Source organism: Streptomyces sp. NPDC057438 (genome assembly GCF_042802995.1).
Lineage (GTDB): Bacteria > Actinomycetota > Actinomycetes > Streptomycetales > Streptomycetaceae > Streptomyces.
The window spans coordinates 195,854-219,775 of record NZ_JBHVDD010000001.1 but is presented as its reverse complement, the minus strand read 5'-3'; the positions used below and the strand labels follow the sequence as shown (position 1 = coordinate 219,775).

21 protein-coding genes and 4 tRNA genes are annotated in these 23,922 nt (G+C 68.7%); 5 read left to right on the top strand and 20 right to left on the bottom strand.

Features of this window, described 5'->3' with window-relative positions:
* Positions 1–139 precede the first annotated feature (139 nt).
* The 10 genes from ACFU5F_RS01030 to ACFU5F_RS00985 form a co-directional block, all read right to left on the bottom strand.
* Positions 140–4,039 (bottom strand): DNA-directed RNA polymerase subunit beta', encoded by a 3,900-nt coding sequence (locus ACFU5F_RS01030; RefSeq protein ID WP_383880150.1) that lies wholly within the window; start codon positions 4,037–4,039, stop codon positions 140–142.
* Between the two features lie 103 nt (positions 4,040–4,142).
* Positions 4,143–7,628 carry a DNA-directed RNA polymerase subunit beta gene (rpoB, locus tag ACFU5F_RS01025; protein WP_045559441.1) on the bottom strand — a complete coding sequence of 1,162 codons (3,486 nt, stop codon included), beginning with the start codon at positions 7,626–7,628 and terminating at the stop codon, positions 4,143–4,145.
* A gap of 646 nt (positions 7,629–8,274) precedes the next feature.
* Positions 8,275–8,658 (bottom strand): 50S ribosomal protein L7/L12, encoded by a 384-nt coding sequence (gene rplL, locus ACFU5F_RS01020; protein WP_107118189.1) that lies wholly within the window; start codon positions 8,656–8,658, stop codon positions 8,275–8,277.
* A 120-nt stretch (positions 8,659–8,778) separates the two neighbouring features.
* Positions 8,779–9,309, bottom strand: a complete 531-nt coding sequence (gene rplJ / locus ACFU5F_RS01015; protein ID WP_020113849.1) for a 50S ribosomal protein L10 — start codon at positions 9,307–9,309, stop codon at positions 8,779–8,781.
* Between the two features lie 292 nt (positions 9,310–9,601).
* Complete coding sequence (locus ACFU5F_RS01010) at positions 9,602–10,540, bottom strand: hypothetical protein (RefSeq protein WP_383880148.1); 939 nt, start codon at positions 10,538–10,540, stop codon at positions 9,602–9,604.
* Positions 10,541–10,754: 214 nt separating this feature from the next.
* Positions 10,755–11,480, bottom strand: a complete 726-nt coding sequence (gene rplA / locus ACFU5F_RS01005) for a 50S ribosomal protein L1 (RefSeq protein WP_383880146.1) — start codon at positions 11,478–11,480, stop codon at positions 10,755–10,757.
* Between the two features lie 104 nt (positions 11,481–11,584).
* Positions 11,585–12,019, bottom strand: a complete 435-nt coding sequence (gene rplK, locus ACFU5F_RS01000) for a 50S ribosomal protein L11 (RefSeq protein WP_005481290.1) — start codon at positions 12,017–12,019, stop codon at positions 11,585–11,587.
* Positions 12,020–12,200: 181 nt separating this feature from the next.
* Positions 12,201–13,079: a transcription termination/antitermination protein NusG gene (gene nusG, locus ACFU5F_RS00995; protein ID WP_383880145.1), complete on the bottom strand. Its 879-nt coding sequence runs from the start codon at positions 13,077–13,079 to the stop codon at positions 12,201–12,203.
* Between the two features lie 78 nt (positions 13,080–13,157).
* Positions 13,158–13,448: a preprotein translocase subunit SecE gene (secE, locus tag ACFU5F_RS00990; RefSeq protein WP_383880144.1), complete on the bottom strand. Its 291-nt coding sequence runs from the start codon at positions 13,446–13,448 to the stop codon at positions 13,158–13,160.
* Between the two features lie 114 nt (positions 13,449–13,562).
* Positions 13,563–13,635: transfer RNA gene (locus tag ACFU5F_RS00985), tRNA-Trp, on the bottom strand.
* A gap of 251 nt (positions 13,636–13,886) precedes the next feature.
* On the opposite strand from ACFU5F_RS00985, the gene ACFU5F_RS00980 reads away from it, so the two are divergent.
* Together ACFU5F_RS00980 and ACFU5F_RS00975 are read left to right on the top strand one after the other, a co-directional pair.
* On the top strand, positions 13,887–15,113 hold the full coding sequence (locus tag ACFU5F_RS00980) for a pyridoxal phosphate-dependent aminotransferase (RefSeq protein ID WP_383880143.1): 1,227 nt from the start codon (positions 13,887–13,889) through the stop codon (positions 15,111–15,113).
* 120 nt (positions 15,114–15,233) lie between these two features.
* Positions 15,234–16,283, top strand: coding sequence for an adenosine deaminase (locus ACFU5F_RS00975; RefSeq protein ID WP_383880142.1), 1,050 nt, complete (start codon positions 15,234–15,236; stop codon positions 16,281–16,283).
* Here the strand turns inward: ACFU5F_RS00975 and ACFU5F_RS00970 are convergent.
* The 6 genes from ACFU5F_RS00970 to ACFU5F_RS00945 all read right to left on the bottom strand — a co-directional run bounded on the left by ACFU5F_RS00970 (position 16,280) and on the right by ACFU5F_RS00945 (position 18,861).
* Positions 16,280–17,335, bottom strand: a complete 1,056-nt coding sequence (locus tag ACFU5F_RS00970) for a UDP-N-acetylmuramate dehydrogenase (RefSeq protein ID WP_383880141.1) — start codon at positions 17,333–17,335, stop codon at positions 16,280–16,282. The genes ACFU5F_RS00975 and ACFU5F_RS00970 overlap by 4 nt on opposite strands.
* A 74-nt stretch (positions 17,336–17,409) precedes the next feature.
* Positions 17,410–17,838, bottom strand: a complete 429-nt coding sequence (locus ACFU5F_RS00965) for a MaoC family dehydratase (protein WP_383880139.1) — start codon at positions 17,836–17,838, stop codon at positions 17,410–17,412.
* Positions 17,839–17,845: 7 nt separating this feature from the next.
* Entirely contained in the window at positions 17,846–18,298 is a 453-nt protein-coding gene (locus tag ACFU5F_RS00960) for a MaoC family dehydratase N-terminal domain-containing protein (RefSeq protein ID WP_383880137.1), read from the bottom strand.
* Positions 18,299–18,413: 115 nt separating this feature from the next.
* Entirely contained in the window at positions 18,414–18,578 is a 165-nt protein-coding gene (gene rpmG, locus ACFU5F_RS00955) for a 50S ribosomal protein L33 (RefSeq protein ID WP_003948671.1), read from the bottom strand.
* 91 nt (positions 18,579–18,669) lie between these two features.
* Positions 18,670–18,742: transfer RNA gene (locus ACFU5F_RS00950), tRNA-Met, on the bottom strand.
* Between the two features lie 46 nt (positions 18,743–18,788).
* Positions 18,789–18,861 (bottom strand) — tRNA-Thr (locus ACFU5F_RS00945).
* Positions 18,862–19,213: 352 nt separating this feature from the next.
* Between ACFU5F_RS00945 and ACFU5F_RS00940 the strand changes: the two genes are divergently transcribed.
* Complete coding sequence (locus ACFU5F_RS00940; RefSeq protein WP_383880135.1) at positions 19,214–20,503, top strand: amidohydrolase family protein; 1,290 nt, start codon at positions 19,214–19,216, stop codon at positions 20,501–20,503.
* Between the two features lie 125 nt (positions 20,504–20,628).
* Here ACFU5F_RS00940 and ACFU5F_RS00935 read toward each other — a convergent pair whose 3' ends face one another.
* Positions 20,629–21,660, bottom strand: coding sequence for a hypothetical protein (locus tag ACFU5F_RS00935; protein ID WP_383880133.1), 1,032 nt, complete (start codon positions 21,658–21,660; stop codon positions 20,629–20,631).
* A gap of 120 nt (positions 21,661–21,780) precedes the next feature.
* Here ACFU5F_RS00935 and ACFU5F_RS00930 point away from each other — a divergent pair, with 120 nt between their 5' ends.
* The gene (locus ACFU5F_RS00930) at positions 21,781–22,437 is read left to right on the top strand and encodes an SDR family oxidoreductase (protein ID WP_383880131.1); all 657 of its coding nucleotides are present in this window, start codon (positions 21,781–21,783) and stop codon (positions 22,435–22,437) included.
* A 25-nt stretch (positions 22,438–22,462) separates the two neighbouring features.
* Here ACFU5F_RS00930 and ACFU5F_RS00925 read toward each other — a convergent pair whose 3' ends face one another.
* Positions 22,463–22,669, bottom strand: coding sequence for a hypothetical protein (locus ACFU5F_RS00925; RefSeq protein ID WP_383880129.1), 207 nt, complete (start codon positions 22,667–22,669; stop codon positions 22,463–22,465).
* A gap of 98 nt (positions 22,670–22,767) precedes the next feature.
* A tRNA-Tyr gene (locus ACFU5F_RS00920) sits at positions 22,768–22,849 on the bottom strand.
* A gap of 166 nt (positions 22,850–23,015) precedes the next feature.
* Between ACFU5F_RS00920 and ACFU5F_RS00915 the strand changes: the two genes are divergently transcribed.
* Positions 23,016–23,504, top strand: a complete 489-nt coding sequence (locus tag ACFU5F_RS00915; protein WP_318812825.1) for a YajQ family cyclic di-GMP-binding protein — start codon at positions 23,016–23,018, stop codon at positions 23,502–23,504.
* 52 nt (positions 23,505–23,556) lie between these two features.
* Here the strand turns inward: ACFU5F_RS00915 and ACFU5F_RS00910 are convergent, their stop codons facing one another.
* Positions 23,557–23,823 carry a GlsB/YeaQ/YmgE family stress response membrane protein gene (locus tag ACFU5F_RS00910; protein ID WP_059079086.1) on the bottom strand — a complete coding sequence of 89 codons (267 nt, stop codon included), beginning with the start codon at positions 23,821–23,823 and terminating at the stop codon, positions 23,557–23,559.
* Positions 23,824–23,922 lie beyond the last annotated feature (99 nt).

Here is a 23,922-nt window from a genome sequence, read left to right as displayed (position 1 = left end):
GCTCCAACGCCCGCCCCCGAGCACGGGTTCCCCGCCCCGGTTCTGTTGCGGTTCTGCCACACCGAACACCCGTACCCACGCCGAAGGGCGGCCACCCGAAGGTGACCGCCCCTCAACTCAAGCAACTACCACCGCTCGCCTACTGGTTGTACGGACCGTAGTCGTAGTCCTCCAGCGGAACGGCCTGGCCGGAGCCCGTGCCGAACGGCGAGTAGTCGATGTCGTCGTAGCCGACGGCCGAGTACATCGCGGCCTTGGCCTCCTCGGTCGGCTCGACCCGGATGTTGCGGTAGCGGGACAGACCCGTACCGGCCGGGATGAGCTTACCGATGATGACGTTCTCCTTGAGGCCGATGAGGCTGTCGGACTTGGCGTTGATCGCCGCGTCCGTCAGGACTCGGGTCGTCTCCTGGAAGGAGGCGGCCGACAGCCAGGATTCCGTCGCCAGCGAGGCCTTGGTGATACCCATCAGCTGCGGACGACCGGAGGCCGGGTGACCGCCCTCCTGGACCACACGACGGTTCTCGGTCTCGAACTTCGAGCGCTCGACCAGCTCACCGGGCAGCAGCTCGGCGTCGCCGGACTCGATGATCGTCACGCGGCGCAGCATCTGCCGGATGATGATCTCGATGTGCTTGTCGTGGATCGACACACCCTGCGAGTTGTAGACCTTCTGGACCTCGCCGACCAGGTGGACCTGGACGGCACGCTGACCCAGGATGCGCAGCACGTCGTGCGGGTTGGTGGCACCCACGGTGAGCTTCTGGCCCACCTCGACGTGCTCGCCCTCGCTCACCAGCAGACGGGCGCGCTTCGAGATCGGGAACGCCGTCTCGTCGCTGCCGTCGTCCGGCGTGATGACGATCTTCTTGGTCTTCTCGGTCTCCTCGATGCGGACGCGACCGGCCGCCTCGGAGATCGGCGCGACACCCTTGGGCGTACGGGCCTCGAACAGCTCGACGACACGCGGCAGACCCTGCGTGATGTCGTCACCGGCCACACCACCGGTGTGGAAGGTACGCATCGTCAGCTGGGTACCGGGCTCACCGATGGACTGGGCGGCGATGATGCCGACCGCCTCACCGATGTCGACCAGCTTGCCGGTGGCCAGGGAGCGGCCGTAGCACATGGCGCACGTGCCGACCTTGGACTCACAGGTCAGGATCGAGCGGGTCTTGACCTCCTCGACACCGTGGCGCACGAGCTGGTCGATGAGCACGTCGCCCAGGTCCACGTTGGCCGGCGCGATCACCTTGCCGTCGATGACGACATCCTCGGCGAGCATGCGGGCGTAGACGCTGGTCTCGACGTCCTCGGCCTTGCGCAGGATGCCGGCCTCGTCCTTCGAGGCGATCCGCAGCTTCAGACCGCGCTCGGTGCCGCAGTCCTCCTCGCGGATGATGACGTCCTGCGAGACGTCCACCAGACGACGGGTCAGGTAACCCGAGTCGGCGGTACGCAGGGCGGTGTCCGCCAGACCCTTACGGGCACCGTGCGTGGAGATGAAGTACTCGAGGACGGACAGGCCCTCGCGGAAGGACGCCTTGATGGGACGCGGGATGGTCTCGTTCTTGGCGTTCGACACCAGACCACGCATACCGGCGATCTGACGCATCTGCATCATGTTTCCGCGGGCACCCGAGTCGACCATCATGAAGATGGGGTTCGTCTTCGGGAAGTTCGCGTTCATCGCCTCGGCGACCTCGTTGGTCGCCTTGGTCCAGATCGCGATGAGCTCCTGCGTGCGCTCTTCCTTGGTGATCAGACCGCGCTCGTACTGCTTCTGGACCTTCTCGTCCTGCGCCTCGTACCCGCGGACGATCTCCTTCTTCGCCTCGGGAACGACGACGTCGGAGATGGCCACGGTGACACCGGAACGGGTCGCCCAGAAGAAGCCGGCCGCCTTCAGGTTGTCGAGCGTCGCCGCCACGATGACCTTGGGGTAGCGCTCGGCCAGGTCGTTGACGATCTCGGAGAGCTGCTTCTTGCCCACCGAGTAGTCGACGAACGGGTAGTCCTCGGGCAGCAGCTCGTTGAAGAGGGCACGGCCGAGCGTGGTCTTCAGACGGAAGCTGTCACCCTGCTGCCACTCCGGCTCGCCCTCCTCGCGCTCCGGCGGGGTCCAGCCGCGCGGCGGGATGGTGCCCACCGGGAAGCGGATGTCCACCGCGGACTGCAGCGCCAGCTCGCCGGCGTCGAACGCCATGATCGCCTCGGCCGTGGAGGCGAACGAACGCCCCTCGCCCTTGGTGTCACGCAGCTCGCCGTCGGTGGTGAGGAAGAACAGACCGAGGACCATGTCCTGGGTCGGCATCGTCACCGGACGGCCGTCGGCGGGCTTGAGGATGTTGTTCGAGGACAGCATCAGGATGCGGGCCTCGGCCTGCGCCTCCGCGGACAGCGGCAGGTGCACGGCCATCTGGTCACCGTCGAAGTCCGCGTTGAACGCGGTGCAGACGAGCGGGTGGATCTGGATGGCCTTGCCCTCGACCAGCTGCGGCTCGAAGGCCTGGATGCCGAGGCGGTGCAGGGTGGGCGCACGGTTCAGCAGCACCGGGTGCTCGGCGATGACCTCTTCGAGGACGTCGTACACGACGGTGCGGCCGCGCTCCACCATGCGCTTGGCGCTCTTGATGTTCTGCGCGTGGTTGAGGTCCACGAGCCGCTTCATCACGAACGGCTTGAACAGCTCCAGCGCCATCGCCTTCGGCAGACCGCACTGGTGCAGCTTCAGCTGCGGACCGACGACGATCACGGAACGCGCGGAGTAGTCCACACGCTTGCCGAGCAGGTTCTGACGGAAACGGCCCTGCTTGCCCTTCAGCATGTCGCTGAGGGACTTCAGGGGGCGGTTGCCGGGACCGGTGACCGGGCGACCACGACGGCCGTTGTCGAACAGCGCGTCGACGGCCTCCTGGAGCATGCGCTTCTCGTTGTTCACGATGATCTCGGGCGCGCCGAGGTCGAGAAGCCGCTTCAGTCGGTTGTTCCGGTTGATCACACGGCGGTACAGGTCGTTCAGGTCGGAGGTCGCGAAGCGGCCACCGTCCAGCTGCACCATCGGGCGGAGGTCCGGCGGGATGACCGGCACGCAGTCGAGCACCATGCCCTTGGGGCTGTTGCTGGTCTGCAGGAACGCGGAGACGACCTTGAGGCGCTTGAGCGCACGGGTCTTCTTCTGGCCCTTGCCGGTGCGGATGATCTCGCGGAGGCGCTCGGCCTCCTCGTCCAGGTCGAAGGACTCCAGGCGCTTCTGCAGCGCCGCGGCACCCATCGAGCCGTCGAAGTACGTGCCGAAGCGGTCACGCAGCTCGCGGTAGAGGAGCTCGTCGCCCTCCAGGTCCTGGACCTTGAGGTTCTTGAACCGGGTCCACACCTCGTCGAGACGGTCGATCTCGCGCTGCGTACGGTCGCGCAGCTGCTTCATCTCACGCTCGGCGCCCTCGCGCACCTTGCGGCGCACGTCGGCCTTGGCGCCCTCGGCCTCCAGCTCGGCCAGGTCGGTCTCGAGCTTCTTGGCGCGGGCCTCCAGGTCGGCGTCCCGGCGGTTCTCGACCTGCTGACGCTCGACGGAGACGTGGGCCTCCAGCGAGGGCAGGTCGCGGGTGCGGCGCTCCTCGTCGACGTACGTGATCATGTACGCCGCGAAGTAGATGACCTTCTCCAGGTCCTTCGGGGCGAGGTCGAGCAGGTAGCCCAGCCGCGACGGAACGCCCTTGAAGTACCAGATGTGGGTGACGGGAGCGGCCAGCTCGATGTGGCCCATCCGCTCACGGCGCACCTTGGCGCGAGTGACCTCGACACCACAGCGCTCACAGATGATGCCCTTGAAGCGGACACGCTTGTACTTGCCGCAGTAGCACTCCCAGTCCCGGGTCGGACCGAAGATCTTCTCGCAGAAGAGTCCGTCCTTTTCGGGCTTGAGCGTGCGGTAGTTGATCGTCTCGGGCTTCTTGACCTCGCCGTGGCTCCACTGACGGATGTCGTCAGCGGTGGCCAGACCGATCCGGAGCTCGTCGAAGAAGTTGACGTCGAGCACTATGCGTCAATCCCTCTCAGGGTTGTAAGTCATGGGGTCTGATACGGGGGTCCTGGGGCCGGCGGCCTTCATGCTTCTCGCGGTGAAGGCCGCCGAACTCCCGTCAGACCTCTTCGACGCTGCTCGGCTCGCGCCGGGACAGGTCGATGCCAAGCTCCTCCGCAGCGCGGAAGACGTCCTCGTCGGTGTCGCGCATCTCGATGGACATGCCGTCCGAGGACAGCACCTCCACGTTGAGGCACAGGGACTGCATCTCCTTGATGAGCACCTTGAAGGACTCGGGGATGCCGGGCTCGGGGATGTTCTCGCCCTTGACGATGGCCTCGTAGACCTTCACGCGGCCGGTCACGTCGTCGGACTTGATGGTCAGCAGCTCCTGGAGGGCGTACGCGGCGCCGTAAGCCTCCAGCGCCCACACCTCCATCTCACCGAAGCGCTGGCCACCGAACTGAGCCTTACCACCCAGCGGCTGCTGGGTGATCATCGAGTACGGGCCGGTCGACCGGGCGTGCAGCTTGTCGTCGACCAGGTGGTGGAGCTTGAGGATGTACATGTACCCGATGGAGATCGGGTCCGGGAACGGCTCACCGGAGCGGCCGTCGAACAGCCTCGCCTTACCGGTCGGCTGCACCATGCGCTCGCCGTCGCGGTTCGGGATGGTGTGCTGGAGCAGACCGGCCAGCTCGTCCTCGCGGGCACCGTCGAAGACCGGGGTCGCGACGTTGGTGCCGGGGGCGACCGAGTCGGCGCCGATGACCTGCAGTCGCTTCGCCCAGTCGTCGGCGAGACCGGAGACGTCCCAGCCGCGGCTGGCGAGCCAGCCGAGGTGGATCTCCAGGACCTGTCCCGGGTTCATTCGGGACGGCACACCGAGCGGGTTGAGGATGATGTCGACCGGGGTGCCGTCCTCCAGGAACGGCATGTCCTCGATCGGCAGGATCTTCGAGATGACGCCCTTGTTGCCGTGACGGCCGGCGAGCTTGTCACCGTCGGTGATCTTCCGCTTCTGCGCCACGTACACACGCACCAGCTGGTTGACACCGGGGGGAAGCTCGTCGCCCTCCTCGCGGTCGAAGACGCGGACGCCGATGACCTTGCCGATCTCGCCGTGCGGCACCTTCAGCGAGGTGTCACGGACCTCACGGGCCTTCTCACCGAAGATCGCGCGGAGCAGCCGCTCCTCGGGGGTCAGCTCGGTCTCACCCTTGGGCGTGACCTTGCCGACGAGGATGTCACCGGCGACGACCTCGGCACCGATCCGGATGATGCCGCGCTCGTCGAGGTCGGCGAGGACCTCCTCGGAGACGTTCGGGATGTCCCGGGTGATCTCCTCGGGGCCGAGCTTGGTGTCACGGGCGTCGACCTCGTGCTCCTCGATGTGGATCGAGGAGAGGACGTCGTCCTGCACGAGGCGCTGCGACAGGATGATCGCGTCCTCGTAGTTGTGACCCTCCCACGGCATGAAGGCCACGAGCAGGTTCTTGCCCAACGCCATCTCGCCGTTCTCGGTGGCCGGACCGTCGGCCAGGACCTGGCCCTCGATGATCCGGTCGCCCTCGTTGACGATGACCTTCTGGTTGACCGAGGTGCCCTGGTTGGAGCGGGCGAACTTGGCCAGGCGGTACGTGATGTACGTGCCGTCGTCGTTGGTGGTGGTGATGTAGTCGGCGGAGACCTCCTGGACCACACCCGCCTTCTCGGCCTTGACCACGTCGCCGGCGTCGACGGCGGAGCGGTACTCCATGCCGGTGCCGACGAGCGGGGACTCGCTCTTGATGAGCGGCACGGCCTGGCGCATCATGTTCGCGCCCATGAGGGCACGGTTGGCGTCGTCGTGCTCCAGGAAGGGGATCATGGCGGTCGCGACCGACACCATCTGGCGCGGCGAGACGTCCATGTAGTCGACGTCGTCACCGGGGACGTAGTCGACCTCGCCGCCACGACGGCGGACCAGGACGCGGTTCTCGGTGAAGCGCATGTCGTCGTCGAGCGTGGCGTTGGCCTGCGCGATGACGAACCGGTCCTCTTCGTCGGCCGTCAGGTAGTCGACCTCGTCGGTGACGACACCGTCGGTGACCCGGCGGTACGGCGTCTCCACGAAACCGAACGCGTTGACGCGGCCGTAGGAGGCGAGCGAACCGATCAGACCGATGTTCGGGCCTTCGGGCGTCTCGATGGGGCACATGCGCCCGTAGTGGGACGGGTGCACGTCACGGACCTCGAAGCCGGCCCGCTCACGGGACAGACCACCGGGACCCAGTGCCGAGAGACGACGCTTGTGCGTCAGACCCGACAGCGGGTTGTTCTGGTCCATGAACTGCGACAGCTGGCTGGTGCCGAAGAACTCCTTGATGGAGGCGACGACCGGCCGGATGTTGATCAGGGTCTGGGGCGTGATCGCCTCGACGTCCTGGGTCGTCATGCGCTCGCGGACGACACGCTCCATACGCGCCAGGCCCGTACGGACCTGGTTCTGGATGAGCTCGCCGACGCTGCGCAGACGACGGTTGCCGAAGTGGTCGATGTCGTCGGTCTCGACGACGATCGTCTGGCCGTTGTCGGCGGCCGTCTCGGTCTCGCCCGCGTGCAGCTTCACCAGGTACTTGATCGTCGAGATGACGTCCTCGACGGTCAGGACGCCCGCGTCGAGCGGAGCCTCCGCACCCAGCTTCTTGTTGACCTTGTAGCGGCCGACCTTCGCGAGGTCGTAGCGCTTGGGGTTGAAGTACAGGTTCTCAAGAAGCGTCTGCGCGGCCTCACGCGTGGGGGGCTCGCCCGGACGCAGCTTGCGGTAGATGTCGAGCAGCGCGTCGTCCTGACCCTGGGTGTGGTCCTTCTCCAGGGTGGCGCGCATGGACTCGTACTCGCCGAACTCCTCCAGGATCTGCTCGGTGGTCCAGCCGAGTGCCTTGAGGAGGACGGTCACGGACTGCTTGCGCTTGCGGTCGATACGCACACCGACCATGTCGCGCTTGTCGATCTCCATCTCCAGCCAGGCACCCCGGGACGGGATGATCTTGGCGGAGAAGATGTCCTTGTCGGACGTCTTGTCGATGGAGGAGTCGAAGTAGACACCCGGCGAACGGACCAGCTGCGACACGACGACACGCTCGGTGCCGTTGATGACGAAGGTGCCCTTGTGGGTCATGAGCGGGAAGTCGCCCATGAAGACCGTCTGGGACTTGATCTCGCCGGTCTCGTTGTTGGTGAACTCGGCGGTGACGAAGAGCGGGGCCGCGTACGTGAAGTCGCGGTCCTTGCACTCGTCGATGCTGTTCTTCGGCGGCTCGAAACGGTGGTCGCGGAACGTCAGCGACATCGACCCGGAGAAGTCCTCGATCGGGGAGATCTCCTCGAAGATCTCCTCCAGACCGGACTTGGTGGGGACGTCCTGTCCGTTCTCCAGAGCCTCCTCGACCCGACTCTGCCAGGCGGTGTTGCCGAGCAGCCAGTCAAAGCTCTCGGTCTGCAGCGCGAGCAGGTTGGGAACCTCGAGAGGCTCCTTGATCTTTGCAAAAGAGATGCGCAGCGGGGCAGTGCTGGCGGCGGGGTTCGTATTCGCGGTCGAGGCGTTGCGCGAGGCGGCCAAGAGGGGGTCCTTCCGAGGGCTCGGACTCACTACGCGCGTACCGGCCCCTCTTATGCGCAAAGAGAGCAGGCTGTTCCTGATCTGACCAGAAGGCCAGGTCGGGAATGGTCTGTTCGTCGATGCTCAAGCGAGGGCATGCCCCTGGTGACGGGCAGGGGACAGCTAACAGGCAGCGCAAAGGGTCAGTGTAGCCACTTGGCACACTGATGTCCAGTGCGGGTATTTTGAGACCCTCGTTGTTCTCGACACCTACGCAAGCCCACGCCCTCAACGCACGTTGATACTGCCCTCTTCGCCGTCGATCCATGCCTCGGAGTTCGGATCGGTGTGACGACGCGTCCTGAGAATTGCGCGCTGCGTGCAGTTCGTCAAGGCCCCTCATGCCCGATCCGGGTGCCGCGATCGTCACTCGCGGCTCGTCACCTGGGGTGGCGGAGGCACGACGAAGATCACCATACTCGTCGCCACCGACAGTGCAAGGCAGCCGTCCGACGACGTCCCGGAACGCCGAAAGGCGACCACCCAGTTGGGTGATCGCCCTTCGGTACGTTCGCGTTACAGCCTCGAACAAGTTTTCTATGCTTGTCTCGAAACCGTCGCGCACGGATCCTCGCGGATCCAGGAGAACCGGCGAACCGGTACGTCCTTACTTGACCTCGACGGAGGCGCCGGCGGCCTTGAGGGACTCGGCAGCCTTCTCGGCGGCCTCCTTGGCGACCTTCTCGAGAACGGGCTTCGGGGCGCCGTCCACGAGGTCCTTGGCCTCCTTCAGGCCCAGCGAGGTCAGCTCACGCACGACCTTGATGACCTGGATCTTCTTCTCGCCGGCGCCGGTGAGGACGACGTCGAACTCGTCCTGCTCCTCAGCGGCCTCGGCCGGGGCGCCGGGGACGGCGGGGCCGGCAACGGCGACGGCCGCGGCGGCGGTGACGTCGAACTTCTCCTCGAACGCCTTCACGAACTCGGAGAGCTGGATGAGGGTCATGCCCTCGAACTCGGCGAGCAGTTCGTCCTGGGTGAGAGCCACGATGGCTTCCTTCCACTTATTCGGCTGGTGCCGGGATGTACATGTCTGGCGGGCGTACGACGGCCCGCTACGACCGTTTTCCGAGGCGGACTGCCTCAGGCGGCGGTCATTTCGCGAGCCGAGTTACTCGGCACCGCCCTGCTCTTCTTGCTTGGCACGGAGCGCGTCCACGGTGCGGACGAGCTTCGAGGGAAGCGCCTGGAAGAGCTGCGCAGCCTGGGACTGCTTGCCCTTGAAGGCACCCGCCAGCTTGGAGAGCAGAACCTCGCGGGACTCGAGGTCCGCGAGCTTCTTGATCTCGTCGGCGGACAGCGCCTTGCCGTCAAGGACACCGCCCTTGATGACGAGGTTCGGGTTGTCCTTGGCGAAGTCACGAAGACCCTTCGCCGACGTCACCGGGTCACCGGTGATGAAGGCGACCGCCGTCGGACCGTTGAACAGGTCGTCGAGCGTCGAGATCCCGGCCTCGTTGGCCGCAATCTTGGTCAGCGTGTTCTTCACCACGGCGTACTGGGCGTCTTCACCGAGCGAACGACGCAGCGTCTTGAGCTGCGCCACGGTGAGACCCCGGTACTCGGTCAGCACGGCGGCGTTCGAGCTACGGAACTGCTCCGTGAGCTCGGCCACCGCGGCAGCCTTGTCGGGCCTTGCCATAGAGCGTCGGCCTCCTTCCGGGTGATGAGGACCGCTCAGAAGGGGCTGGCGAAAACGAAACGCCCCGGCGCAGGCGCACGGGGCGTGGCTCTACCGGACGAATCCCGTACGGGACGGAACCGGACCAGGAGCAACTTCCACAGTCACCTGCGCGGGTCGTCCGCGGTTCAGCGGATCCTTCGGCCACCGTGTCCTCTCACGAGCACACGGCAACGACCAGCGGTCTTTGGCTTCTCCGGAAGAGTACGGGACCGTGTCCCGGTCGGGCAAATCCGCTCCCGGAGGCCGCCACTCAGCCCTCTGTGGCCCCGTCCACCCGCTCGGCGAGATCGACCGTGTCCTCGGCCGCCGGGGGCTCGACGGTCACCGGCCGGTCGACGTCCAGGAGGGTGACGGTCAGGTCGAGCGGGCCTCCGTCGACCATGCGCCCGTCCTGCAGCGCGTAGGTCTCGCCCCTGAGCCGGTACCGCTTGGCCCGGCCGTCGTCGTCGACCCAGAGGTCCACGGTGAGCGTCTCCTCGATGCCCAGCATCATGAACTGGTCCAGACTGCTCGTCCGCAGCTCCCGGGTCGCCTTGTCCCGGGCGGCCGTCCGGGCGGCCCGCAGGCTCTTGGTGGTGACCGTGCCCCGGTAGTGCGTGGTCCCGCTGCCCTCGACCGTCTCGGCGCCGACCTCGCCGACCTTCTTCGCGCCGGTGAGGAGCGTGGACTGCGCGAGCGGGCTCGCCTCCAGCGGACCGGGCAGGACGCGGTACGTGTTGTTCTCCGCCGCGCCCCGTCCCCACACGGCCGGCCCGGCGCTGAGCCACTTCTTGTCCGCCGGGGCGCCGATGGCGGCCGTGTCCCCCTCGGCGTAGATGACCCCGTCGGTGAACCGCACCTCCAGGGCCTTGTCCTCGGTCGGGCCCCACCCGGTCAGGTCCATGCGCATCGCGGTCGGCCGCGTGGTCATCGCCGCCTCGGCCCGTATCTTCCCGTGCTCCGGCAGGATCCCCGTCACCCGGTAGCGCAGCGACGCGATGTCCGTCGTCCGCTCCGCGGCCCGGGCCACGGCCTCTGCGGGCGTTCCCGGCTTCGTCTCGGCCTCCGCGGTCGTCCTCGGCTTCGTATCGGCCCCCGCCCCCGCCTCCGTGCTGCCGCAGGCGGTGGCACCGCCGAGCAGCGCGGCCGCGACGGCGATACCGGCGCCGCCCCTGTGACGACGTACGGAGCCGTGTCCGGCCAACCTCATCTGTCCCCCTGGACCCTCACGCCCCACTCGTGTGGGAACGGCAGGGACGCTAGCGCCGACGGGCGGCGGCTGTCGTGCGCTTTACGGCTCCCGCGCGGACGGGCGGACGGGCGGACGACGGACGGGCGAACGACACGAGCCCCGCAGCCTCGAAAGGCTGCGGGGCTCGTTCTCGGGTGTGCGACCGCGACGCGGCTGCCGGTGAGCGTCAGGCTCAGACGGCGGCCGGGTCCTCCTCGACGAGGAGGTTGCGGGTGCGGTTCGAGTCGACCTGGATGCCGGGGCCGATCGTGGTGCTGATCGCGGCCTTCTTGATGTAGCGGCCCTTGGCGGCCGACGGCTTCAGACGGAGGATCTCCTCCAGAGCCGCGGCGTAGTTCTCCACCAGCTTGGTGTCGTCGAACGACGTCTTGCCGATGATGAAGTGCAGGTTCGAGTGCTTGTCGACGCGGAACTCGATCTTGCCGCCCTTGATGTCGTTGACGGCCTTCACGACGTCCGGGGTCACGGTGCCGGTCTTGGGGTTCGGCATGAGACCACGGGGACCGAGCACGCGGCCGAGGCGGCCGACCTTGCCCATGAGGTCCGGGGTGGCGACGACGGCGTCGAAGTCCAGACGGCCCTTCGCCACCTCGTCGATCAGTTCGTCGGAGCCGACGATGTCGGCGCCGGCGGCGGTCGCGGCCTCGGCACGGTCACCGGTCGCGAAGACCAGGACCCGGGCGGTCTTACCGGTGCCGTGCGGGAGGTTCACGGTGCCACGGACCATCTGGTCGGCCTTGCGCGGGTCGACACCCAGACGGAAGGCGACCTCGACGGTGCCGTCGAACTTGGACGTGGAGGTCTCCTTGGCGAGACGGACGGCCTCGAGCGGGGCGTAGAGCTTGTCCCGGTCGACCTTGGCGTCCGCAGCGCGGAGAGCCTTGCTGCGCTTGCTCACAACTGCTCCTGTGTGTGCTTGAAAGGAGTCGTGGTACGGGCCGAGCAGGCCCTGCCACGCGCGACTGCTCTGACGGCTGCCGCGTGATGCTACGAAGGTGGGACTCAGCCCTCGACCGTGATGCCCATGGAACGGGCGGTGCCGGCGATGATCTTCGACGCGGCGTCCAGGTCGTTGGCGTTCAGGTCGGGGAGCTTGGTCGTGGCGATCTCACGGACCTGCGCCTCGGTGATCTTGGCGACCTTGGTCTTGTGCGGCTCGCCGGAGCCCTTCTCCACGCCCGCGGCCTTGAGGATCATCTTCGCGGCCGGCGGCGTCTTGGTGACGAAGGTGAAGGAGCGGTCCTCGTAGACCGTGATCTCCACCGGGATCACCCAGCCACGCTGCGACTCGGTCGCGGCGTTGTAGGCCTTGCAGAACTCCATGATGTTGACGCCGTGCTGACCGAGCGCGGGGCCGACCGGCGGGGCCGGGTTCGCCGCACCGGCGTTGATCTGGAGCTTGATGAGCCCCGTGACCTTCTTCTTCTTGGGAGGCATTGCTCTCCGGGTCCTTTCGATTCGAGTGCGCCCCCATCCAGGTCGCGTCCCGGATGAAGGCATACCGCACAACGATAACGGGTATGGATGCGCGGCCAAAAACCGAGCAGGTCAGACAAGCTTTTTGACAGCCCGTCTGACCTGGTCGGAAGCGGTGGTCCAGGAAGGAGCCGGTGAGCGGCTAGTTCTTCTGGATCTGGTCGAACGACAGCTCGACCGGCGTCTCGCGGCCGAAGATCTCCACGAGACCCTTGACCTTCTTCGAGTCCGCGTTGATCTCGTTGATGGTCGCCTGCAGCGTGGCGAACGGGCCGTCCGTGACGGTGACCGAGTCGCCGACCTCGAAGTCCAGCACCTGGACCTCGACCTTGCGGGCGGGCGCCGGCTTGCCCTCGGCCTCGGCGGCCTCGCGGGCCGCCTTCTCCTCGGCCTCCGGCGCGAGCATCTTGACGATCTCGTCCAGGGTCAGCGGGTACGGGTCGTAGGCGTTGCCCACGAAGCCGGTGACACCGGGGGTGTTGCGGACGACGCCCCAGGACTCGTTCGTCAGGTCCATGCGGACGAGGACGTAGCCGGGCAGCTTGTTCTGGCGGATCGTCTTGCGCTCGCCGTTCTTGATCTGCGCGACCTCTTCCTGCGGCACCTCGGCCTGGAAGATGAAGTCCTCGACGTTCAGCGAGACGGCACGCTGTTCGAGGTTGGTCTTCACGCGGTTCTCGTAACCGGCGTAGGTGTGGATGACGTACCACTCACCCGGCAGGGTCCGCAGTTCCTCACGCAGGGCCTCGACGGGGTCGACCGGCTCGGTCTCCTCCTCCTCGACGGCCTCTTCGGCGTCGTCGTCCTCGGAGTCCTCGCTGCCGGCGTCCTCGACGTCGGAGTCGTCCTCGACGTGCTCGGCGTCCTCCTCGGCCGACTCCCCCGCCTCGGCCTCGGCAGCCTCGAACTCGTCGACGCCGTCCTCGGAGTCTGCTCCCTCGACGATGTCGAGTTCGTCATCCACGGACTCGGCACCTTCACCGCGAGGCTCCATGGCGTCCTTCAGGTTCGGGTCAGACACGTGGCTGCTTCTTCCTGGATCATGGGGGTGGAACATGCGAAAAGGGGCGCCACGTACACGGCGCCCTTCGCTTTCGGCTCAGCCGCCGAAGACGTACTTGGCGGCCTTGTCTAGGCCGAAGTCAATCACAGTGACAAGGCCGATCATGATGACGACGAAGACGATGACCACAGAGGTGTACGTCGTCAGCTGGGCACGGGTCGGCCAGACGACCTTCCGCAGCTCCGCGATGATCTGGCGGTAGAAGATCGCGAGGCGCTTCAGCGGGCCCTTCTTGGCGCGCTTGCCGCCCTTGCGGGTCTTCTTCTTGTCCTCGGGCACCTCGTCCTGGGCATCAGGCGTGTCGATGGAGCCCACGGCGTCCGTCATTCATCCTCACCTGATTCCGGTCCGGGTCGTGGCCGTGCCGCGCCCGGTCTGAGCCGCACGGCGGAACATTGCTGTACGTACATGCGCACACATCCTGGCGTGAGGAGTGTGTAGCAGGGCCGGAGGGACTTGAACCCCCAACCGCTGGTTTTGGAGACCAGTGCTCTACCAATTGAGCTACGACCCTTTGTGGTTCTCCCCCAACGTACCGCATCCGAGCGAGTGCACGGTGTGCACCTGACGGGCGCGGCCGGTGAAGACCAACGAGGACAGAGCATACGTGGTCCGAGGGCTGTCGTCGAACAGAAAGCGTCCGTAGGGACGTTGCCCGCCGAAGATCGACCGTTTCCGGCCGCGGATACGGACGGTTGTTCCGTCGCTGTTCAGTCTGTGAAACCCGCGTGTGCGGCGCGTTTCCGGTCTGGAACGATGGGGCCCATGAGCGCTGCAACCCCTCCCACCGAGCGCCGGGTCTCCGCGCGCATCGGCGCGATCTCCGAGTCCGCCACCCTCGCCGTGGACGCCAAGGCCAAGGCCCTCAAGGCCGCCGGGCGTCCGGTGATCGGCTTCGGCGCCGGCGAGCCCGACTTCCCGACCCCCGACTACATCGTCGAGGCGGCCGTCGAGGCCTGCAAGAACCCGAAGTACCACCGGTACACGCCGGCCGGCGGTCTGCCCGAGCTGAAGGCCGCGATCGCCGCGAAGACCCTGCGCGACTCCGGTTACGAGGTCGACGCGTCGCAGGTCCTGGTGACCAACGGCGGCAAGCAGGCCATCTACGAGGCCTTCGCCGCGATCCTCGACCCGGGCGACGAGGTCATCGTCCCCGCGCCGTACTGGACGACGTACCCGGAGTCGATCCGTCTCGCCGGCGGTGTCCCGGTCGAGGTGGTCGCCGACGAGACCACGGGCTACCGGGTCTCCGTCGAGCAGCTGGAGGCGGCCCGCACCGAGAACACGAAGGTCCTCCTCTTCGTGTCCCCCTCCAACCCGACCGGCGCGGTCTACACCCGCGCGCAGGTCGAGGAGATCGGCCGCTGGGCCGCCGAGAAGGGCCTGTGGGTCCTGACCGACGAGATCTACGAGCACCTGGTCTACGGCGACGCCGAGTTCCACTCGCTGCCGGTGGTCGTGCCCGAGCTGGCCGACCGGACCATCGTGGTCAACGGTGTCGCGAAGACGTACGCGATGACGGGCTGGCGCGTGGGCTGGGTCATCGGCCCGAAGGACGTCGTGAAGGCCGCGACCAACCTGCAGTCGCACGCCACGTCGAACGTATCCAACGTGGCCCAGGTGGCCGCGCTGGCCGCCGTCTCCGGCGACCTGGCGGCCGTCGAGGAGATGAAGCTGGCCTTCGACCGCCGCCGCCGGACGATCGTGCGGATGCTCAACGAGATCGACGGGGTGTTCTGCCCGGAGCCCGAGGGCGCGTTCTACGCCTACCCCTCGGTGAAGGACCTGGTCGGCAAGGAGATCCGGGGCAAGCGCCCGCAGGACACGGTCGAGCTGGCCGCGCTGATCCTGGAGGAGGCCGAGGTCGCGGTCGTCCCGGGCGAGGCCTTCGGCACGCCCGGCTATCTGCGCCTGTCGTACGCCCTGGGTGACGAGGATCTCGTCGAGGGTGTCTCCCGTGTCCAGAAGCTGCTGGCGGAGGCCCGGGACTGAGGTCCGTCGCAGGGGGCCGTCCACCGTTTCCGGTGGGCGGCCCCCTGTCGTTTGTGCGAGCAAGGCCACGTTCGAGGATTCCGCTACCCGGACGGCGGGGGCGTGCGGCAGGATCGGGCGATGGAGCGTGTACGTGATCTCTCTGAACTGCCCAAGGCCCATCTGCATCTGCACTTCACCGGGTCGATGCGGCCCACGACCGTGCTGGAACTGGCCGACAAGTACGGGGTACGGCTGCCCGAGGCGCTCGCCGAGGCGCTGACCGGCGGGGAGCCTCCGAAGCTGCGGGCGACGGACGAGCGGGGGTGGTTCCGGTTCCAGCGGCTGTACGACGCGGCGCGCTCGTGCGTCAGGGGACCCGAGGACATCCAGCGGCTGGTGCGGGAGGCCGCGGAGGAGGATGTGCGGGACGGCTCGGGCTGGCTGGAGATCCAGGTGGACCCGACGTCGTACGCGCCCCGGCTGGGCGGGCTGATCCCGGCGCTGGAGGTCATCCTGGACGCGGTGGACACGACCGTGCGGGAGACCGGGCTCGGGATGCGGGTGGTGGTGGCCGCGAACCGGATGAAACACCCGCTGGACGCGCGCACGCTGGCCCGGCTGGCGGTGCGGTACGCGGACCGGGGCGTGGTCGGCTTCGGGCTCTCCAACGACGAACGCCGGGGCATGGCACGGGACTTCGACCGGGCCTTCGCGATCGCGCGCGAGGGGGGTCTGCTGTCGGCGCCGCACGGCGGTGAGCTGACCGGCCCGTCGTCGGTGCGGGACTGCCTGGACGATCTGCACGCCTCGCGGATCGGGCACGGGGTGCGCGCGGCGGAGGACCCGCGGTTGCTGAAGCGGCTCGCGGACCGGGGCGTGACGTGCGAGGTCTGCCCCGCCTCGAACGTGGCGCTCGGCGTCTACGAGAAGCCCCAGGACATCCCCCTGCGCACTCTGTTCGAGGCCGGAGTGCCGATGGCGCTCGGCGCGGACGACCCGCTGCTGTTCGGCTCGCGCCTCGCGGCCCAGTACGAGATCGCCCGGCACCACCACGGCTTCACGGACGCGGAACTGGCGGAGCTGGCCCGGCAGTCGATCCGGGCGTCGGCGGCACCGGAGGCCGAGCGGGCGAAGCTGCTGGCCGGGGTGGACGACTGGCTGGCCGGCCCTGCGGGTCAGGAGACCTAGAGGCTGACGCCGACCGTCACCGGCTCGTTGACCAGGGTGATGCCGAAGGCGTCCCGGACTCCGCCGACGACCTCGCGGGCCAGCGCGAGCAGGTCCTCGGTGGTGGCCGCGCCCCGGTTGGTGAGGGCCAGGGTGTGCTTGGTGGAGATCCGGGCGGGGCCGGTGCCGTACCCCTTGGTGAAGCCGGCCCTGTCGATCAGCCAGGCCGCGGAGGTCTTGGTGTGGCCGTCGCCGGCGGCGTACGCGGGCGGGGTGACGTCGTCCCCGAGCCGTTCCCGCACGCGCGCGTGGAAGGCCGTGAACTCCGCGTCGGTGAGGATCGGGTTGGTGAAGAACGACCCGGCGGACCAGGTGTCGTGGTCCTCGGGGTCGAGGACCATGCCCTTCCCGGCGCGCAGCTTCAGCACGGTCTCGCGGGCCCGCGCCAGGGGAACCCGATCACCGGGCTCGACGCCGAGCGTGCGGGCCGTCTCGGCGTACTTGACCGGTCCCGACAGGCCGCCGGCGTCCTCCAGTTCGAACCGGACCCGCAGGACGACGTACCGCTCGGGCTCGTCCTTGAAGCGGCTGTGGCGGTAGGAGAAGGCGCACTCGGTGTTCGGGACGGTGACGGTCTCGCGGGTGCGGCGGTCGTAGGCGACGACCTCGGTGATGGTGGAGGCGACCTCCTGGCCGTACGCCCCGACGTTCTGGATCGGGGTGGCGCCGGCCGAGCCCGGGATGCCGGCCAGGCACTCGACGCCGGCGAGCCCGGCCTCGACGGTCCGGGCGACCGCGTCGGTCCACACCTCGCCGGCGGCCAGTTCCAGCCGTGTCCCGTCGAGCGCGAAGCCCTCGGTGGCGATGACCAGCGCGGTTCCGGCGAAGCCCTGGTCGCCGATCACCAGGTTGGAGCCGCCGCCGATGAGCAGCAGCGGTGTCCCGGTGTCGTCGGCCTCGCGGACGGCGGCGATCACCTCGTCGTCGGTGGTCGCGGTGATCAGCCGGCGCGCGGGCCCGCCCAGGCGGAAGGTGGTCAGCGGGGCGAGGGGGGCGTCGTGGAGTTCCTGCACGGGCTCAAGAGTACGAGACCCCCGCACCCGGGAGGGGCGGGGGACCGTGGGGTGCGGCCGTGCCGCGTGGCCCGTCAGGCCAGGCGTACGACCGCCCGGGACATGCCCAGGACCTTCTGGCCGCCGCTCATGGCCGTCAGGTCGACGCGGACGGTGTTGTCGTCGAGCTTGGCGCCGATCTTGGCGCTGACCTCGATGGTGGCGCCCTCGTCGTCGTCGGGGACGACCACGGGCTTGGTGAAGCGGACGCCGTACTCGACGACCGCGCCCGGGTCGCCGGTCCAGTCGGTGACGACGCGGATCGCCTCGGCCATGGTGAACATGCCGTGCGCGATGACGTCCGGGAGGCCCACCTCCTTGGCGAACCGCTCGTTCCAGTGGATCGGGTTGAAGTCGCCGGAGGCACCCGCGTACCGGACGAGGGTGGCGCGGGTCACGCCGAAGGTCTGGGCGGGCAGCTCCGTGCCGACCTCGACGTCGTCGTAGGAGATCTTCGCGGTCATCGGGTTCTCACGCCTCCTCGGCCGCGCGGGCCACGAGCTTGGTCCAGGCGGTCACGACGTGCTCGCCGGACTCGTCGTGGACCTCGCCGCGGATGTCCAGGATGTCGTTGCCCGCCAGGGACTTGATCGCCTCGATGGTCGAGGTGACCGTGAGGCGGTCACCGGCACGCACCGGGCGCTTGTGGGCGAACTTCTGGTCGCCGTGCACGACCCGGCTGTAGTCGAGGCCCAGCTGGGGGTCCTGGACGACCTGGCCGGCCGCCTGGAAGGTGATCGAGAACACGAAGGTCGGCGGGGCGATCACATCTGCGTACCCGAGGGCCTTGGCGGCCTCCGGGTCGGTGTAGACGGGGTTGGTGTCCCCCACGGCCTCCGCGAACTCGCGGATCTTCTCCCGGCCGACCTCGTAGGGGTCGGTGGGCGGGTAGGAACGCCCCACGAAGGACTGGTCGAGCGCCATCGGCTCGGCACCTCCTGGTTGCTCGGCGGATACGGCGGTACTGACCGGTACGGGTCGTGCAACGACGCGAGGCCGCCCCCGATCTCTCGGGGACGGCCTCGCGTACGAGCCTGATTTATCGCGTTTCGCGGTGCGCGGTGTGCGCGTTGCAACGCGGGCAGTGCTTCTTCATCTCCAGTCGGTCCGGGTTGTTACGCCGGTTCTTCTTGGTGATGTAGTTCCGCTCCTTGCACTCCACGCAGGCCAGCGTGATCTTCGGGCGGACGTCGGTGGCAGCCACGTGAGTGCTCCTTGACGAACGGATGGGACAGGGTTTAACGCATAGAAGAGTAGCCGATCGAAGGACCGACCCCGCAATCGGCTACTGTCAGTAGCGGTGACCGGACTTGAACCGGTGACACAGCGATTATGAGCCGCTTGCTCTACCGACTGAGCTACACCGCTGTGATGCGATCAGTTCCCGTCTCGCGACGGGAACCATTCACACCAGAGCCCCAATACGGAATCGAACCGTAGACCTTCTCCTTACCATGGAGACGCTCTGCCGACTGAGCTATTGGGGCGAGCGATGAAGACATTACACGCCCTACCGCCGATCGCCCAAATCCGTTTACCGGCCCGCGTCCATGGGCCGTGCACCGGTCGGAACGCCGGTCGGGCGGGGATCTTCCGGGGGCCGTCCGGCGGTCGTCCGGCGGTCGTCCGGGGCCGGCGGCCGCGCCGGTTCCCAAGCCGTTCACCCCGGTCGCACGGGCCCCACGCGCCCCATCGGCACCGGTCTTCCCCGACGCTCCCCGGCCCTCCTCCGGCAGGTGAGCCACACCGGTACGACTATTGCGCTCCTCCGCGACGGGGAGGTGCGGCCCGCCTAGGCTCGACTCACTCTGCGTGATCTTGTGTCCCCCGGGGAGTGCGATGCCCGACAGCCAGCCGCAGCCGTCCCCCTCCTCCTCCGGCCCGCCGTCCGGCCCGGACGAGGCAGGCGCCCTGCTGCTGTGCGGGGCGCGGCTGACCGACGGCCGTGTGGTGGACGTACGGCTGGGCGGCGGGCGGATCGAGGCGGTCGGCACGGCGGGCAGCCTGGGCGCGGGGCCCGCCGCGTCCGGTACCCCCGCCACCCGGGTGGACCTCGGCGGCCATCTGCTCCTGCCGGCCCCCGTGGAGCCGCACGCCCACGGCGACACGGCCCTGTCGGCCGACTTCGAAGGGCCGGTCCCCCACGAGGGCCAGGACGTCCAGCGCCGGGCCACGGAAGCCGCGCTGCTGCAGCTCGGGCACGGCGCCACGGCGGTCCGCTCGCACGTGCACGTGGGTGATGTCCAGGGGCTGGAGGCGCTGGCGGCGGTGCTCCGGGCGCGGCAGACACTGCGCGGGCTCGCGGAGCTGACGACGGTGGCGATGCCCCGGGTGCTGACCGGGGTGGCCGGCGCCGACGGACTCGCGATCCTGCGGGACGCGGTGAAGATGGGCGCCTCGGTGGTCGGCGGCTGCCCGGACCTGGACCCCGATCCCACCGGGTACGTGGAGGCGGTCCTGGAGATCGCCTCCGAGCACGGCTGCCCGGTCGACCTGCACACCGACGGCGACGACCCGGCCCGCCTCGCCCGGCTCGCCGCCATGGCGGGCGGTCTGCGGCCCGGCGTCACCCTGGGCCCGTGCGGCGGGCTCGCCCGGCTCCCCGCGCAGGCCGCCGCCCGCGCCGCCGACCAGCTCGCGGCGGCCGGCGTGACCGTCGTGTGCCTCCCGCAGGGCGGCTGCGGCACCGTGGACGGCCGGGACACCGCCCCCGTACGGCTCCTGCGGGCGGCCGGGGTGCGGATCGCGGCGGGCAGCGGGGCGCTGCGGGACGTGTCGAACCCCGTGGGGCGCGGAGACCCCCTGGAGGCCGCGTTCCTGCTCGCCTCCCGGTACGGGCTGCGGCCCGAGGAGGCGTACGACGCCGTCAGCGGGGCGGCGCGCGCCGGGCTCGGTCTGCCGGAGGTGCGCGTCGAGGCCGGTTTCCCCGCCGAACTGCTCGCCGTGCGGGGCACCCGGCTCGCGGGAGTGCTGTCGCTCGGGTACAGCCGCGTCGTGGTGCACCGGGGACGCGTGGTGGCGCGGACCAGCGCGGTACGGGAGTACTGCGGCTCGGCGGCGGGCGCGGCGGGGGCGGCGGCGGTGGATCTGCCCCGGCAGGGGCGGGGTGACGGACGCGCGGGCCTGTAGGGGCGCGTACCCCGGCGTGCGGCCCGCGCGCGTGGAGGTTCTCCTGCTCCCTTGCGCGCGTGCCGGCGGGGGTGGGTGCCGGCGACGGTGGGTGCCGGTTCGGGGGCGGGTGCCCGCCGGTGTGATCAGACGCCGAACAGACCGCTGCCGATCGGGTCGCTGAACTCGTCGACCGGGATCTCGGCCGCGCCCTCGGGGGCGCTGATGTCACCGGCCTTGCCGAAGGTGAGGACCAGGGGGGCCTTGGCGCCCTTGGGGTCGTCGGCGAGGGCGGCGAGGTCGGTCTCGATCCGGGTCAGGTCACCGTTCTTGAGGGTGAAGTCGACCGCGACGTTCTTGTCGGGGGCGTCCTTCATGTCCTTGGCCGTGGGGAGTTCGGCTCCCGGCGGCAGCTCGCTCTCCAGCGGCTGGAGCTTGTCGACGATGCCGGTGAGCAGGTCGCGGAAGTTGGCCTTGGCGGTGACGACCTCGGTGCCGTCCTTGCCGTCCTTGGTCTTGAAACCGACCTCGCGGGCGACGACACCGCGGACGGCGTCGAGGATCTTCTTCTGGGTCTTGGCGTCGATGTCGCCGGAGCCGCCCGGGCCGTTCCCCTCGTCCCCCGCGGCGTCCTGCAGCTCGGCGGTGTTCACCTTCACCCAGTCGCCCTCCAGCGCCGGCCGCAAGTGCTTCTCGCTCTCGGGGAGTTCGTCGGCCGTCGGGAACGGGATGCCCATCGCGTCACCGATCGCCTCCATGTCGGCGCGGTAGTACGTGTAGTCGCCGACGACCCGGTACTCGACGAGCATGCCGTCGTCGCCCGAGATCTTCATGCCCATTCCGGCGATGTCCTTCTCACCGGACTCGGCCAGCGGCTTCTTCGACTTCACCGACACGTCGACGCGCAGCCCGGTGAAGAACTCGGCCATCTCCGGCGGTACTTCCCCGCTGTCCTCGCCCATCAGCGCGGTGAGGTCGTCCGGGTCGGCGTCGAGTCGCATCCCGAAGGCCAGCGACTTCTGCTCGCCCAGCCGTTCGACGGCGCCGTCGACCTTCTGACCCGCGGTGAGGTTCTCGACGGTTCCGCACGCGGCCACCGTGACGAGCGCGGCCGCGGCGCAGCCGGCACCGGTGAAGGCGCGGCGTACGACGTTCTTGTTGCGCGTGGCTGTACGCATGGCGGTGATGTTTCCCCCCGTGGTTCCGGTGTCCGCCGGCACGGCGAACACCGGTGAGACGCCCGGGACGGCCGGATGGTTGTGCGGCGGACGCGTCCGTTCGGGCGTACGGTCGGAGGCATGCGCATTGTCATCGCCGGAGGTCATGGTCAGATCGCGCTGCGGCTGGAGCGACTGCTCGCCGCACGTGGGCACGAGGTGGCGGGGATCATCCGCCGCGCCGAGCAGTCGGACGATCTGCGCGCGGCCGGTGCCGAACCGGTGCTGTGCGATCTGGAGTCGGCGTCGGTGGAGGAGGTCGCCGCGCATCTGCGGGGCGCGGACGCCGCCGTGTTCGCGGCGGGCGCCGGGCCGGGCAGCGGGGCGGGCCGCAAGGACACGGTCGACCGCGCGGCCGCGGTCCTGTTCGCCGACGCCTCGGTGCTCGCGGGCGTACGCCGTCATCTCGTCGTCTCGTCGATGGGCGCGGACCCGGCGCACGAGGGTGACGAGATCTTCGACGTCTACCAGCGGGCCAAGGGCGAGGCCGACGCGTACGTACGCGGTCTGGACGCGCTGGACTGGACGATCCTGCGCCCCGGCATGCTGACCGACGACGCCGGCACCGGTCTCGTCCGTCTGGAGGCGTCCACGGGCCGCGGCCCGATCCCGCGCGACGACGTGGCCGCCACCCTCGCCGAACTCCTGGAGACCCCGGCGACCGCCGGTCTGACCCTGGAACTCATCAGCGGCTCGGCGCCCGTGTCGGTGGCCGTGAAGTCGGTGGCGGGCAACTGAGGCACCGGCAGGGGGTGCCCGAGGTTCAGAACAGCGGCAGCTGACCGGGGAATTCGGGCACGACGTACCCGTCGAGCGCGGGCTGGGCCGCTCCGATGAGGGCCTGCCTGCGTGACCCGGGGCACGACACCAGCTCCCCGCTCGCCCCGGGCGGATCGTGCCGCGCGAACCGCCCTGCCACGACGGCGATCTCACGACGGCACTCGGGGCAGTTCCTGCGACGCGATGACATGCGGTCAGTGTGCCCGGCCGTACTGACACTCCCCGCCGCCCCCACACGAAGAAGCCCCTCCGGACTGCTTGCACAGTCCGGAGGGGCTTCCCTCCACGTGGCGGCGCCAGGATTCGAACCTGGGTAGGCTAAGCCGACGGATTTACAGTCCGTTCCCATTGGCCACTCGGGCACACCGCCTGGGATGATGCCCTTCGAACCGCTTTTCGGCGGTGCTCTGTGGCAACGACGTAAACGATACCTGATGCCCGGGGGTGCTCCGCCACCTGATTGATCAGTACTCGCGGCGGCCGGGGTGGCTAGGCTTGTCGCCCCCCGACACCTCGATTTCAAGGAGCCACAGGACATGGCCGACTCCAGTTTCGACATCGTCTCGAAGGTCGAGCGGCAGGAGGTCGACAACGCCCTCAACCAGGCCGCCAAGGAGATCTCGCAGCGCTACGACTTCAAGGGCGTCGGCGCCTCGATCTCGTGGTCCGGCGAGAAGATCCTGATGGAGGCGAACTCCGAGGACCGGGTCAAGGCCATCCTCGACGTCTTCCAGTCCAAGCTGATCAAGCGCGGGATCTCTCTGAAGTCGCTGGACGCGGGTGAGCCCCAGCTGTCCGGCAAGGAGTACAAGCTCTTCGCGTCGATCGAGGAGGGCATCTCCCAGGAGAACGCCAAGAAGGTGGCGAAGATCATTCGCGACGAGGGCCCCAAGGGCGTCAAGGCCCAGGTCCAGGGCGACGAGCTGCGCGTCAGCTCCAAGAGCCGGGACGACCTGCAGGCCGTGATCAGCCTCCTCAAGGGCCAGGACTTCGACTTCGCGGTGCAGTTCGTCAACTACCGGTGATCGTCCGCACGCGAACCCGGGCCGGACCCGGGTTCGCGTGCGACGGGCGTGCTCAGCGGCGCGAGTGGCCGAACAGGATGCGGTAGGCGATCAGCAGGACCAGGGAGCCGCCGATCGCGGCCGCCCAGGTGGCGCCGTCGTAGAAGTCCTCGGAGATCGGGCGGTCCAGCCAGCGGGCGGAGATCCAGCCGCCGATGAACGCGCCCGCGACACCGATGAGGGTCGTGCCGATGAAGCCGCCCGGGTCCCGGCCCGGCAGCAGGAGTTTGGCGATGGCGCCGGCCAACAGCCCCAGAACGATCCAGCCGATGATGCTCATGCCGTGAACCTGCCCTTTCGTGCCGCGCAACTGCTCCAGCCGTGCTGTGTTTCCCCCCACACAGGGACGGGGCACCGTCTCGTCCCGTCCTGTTGTCCG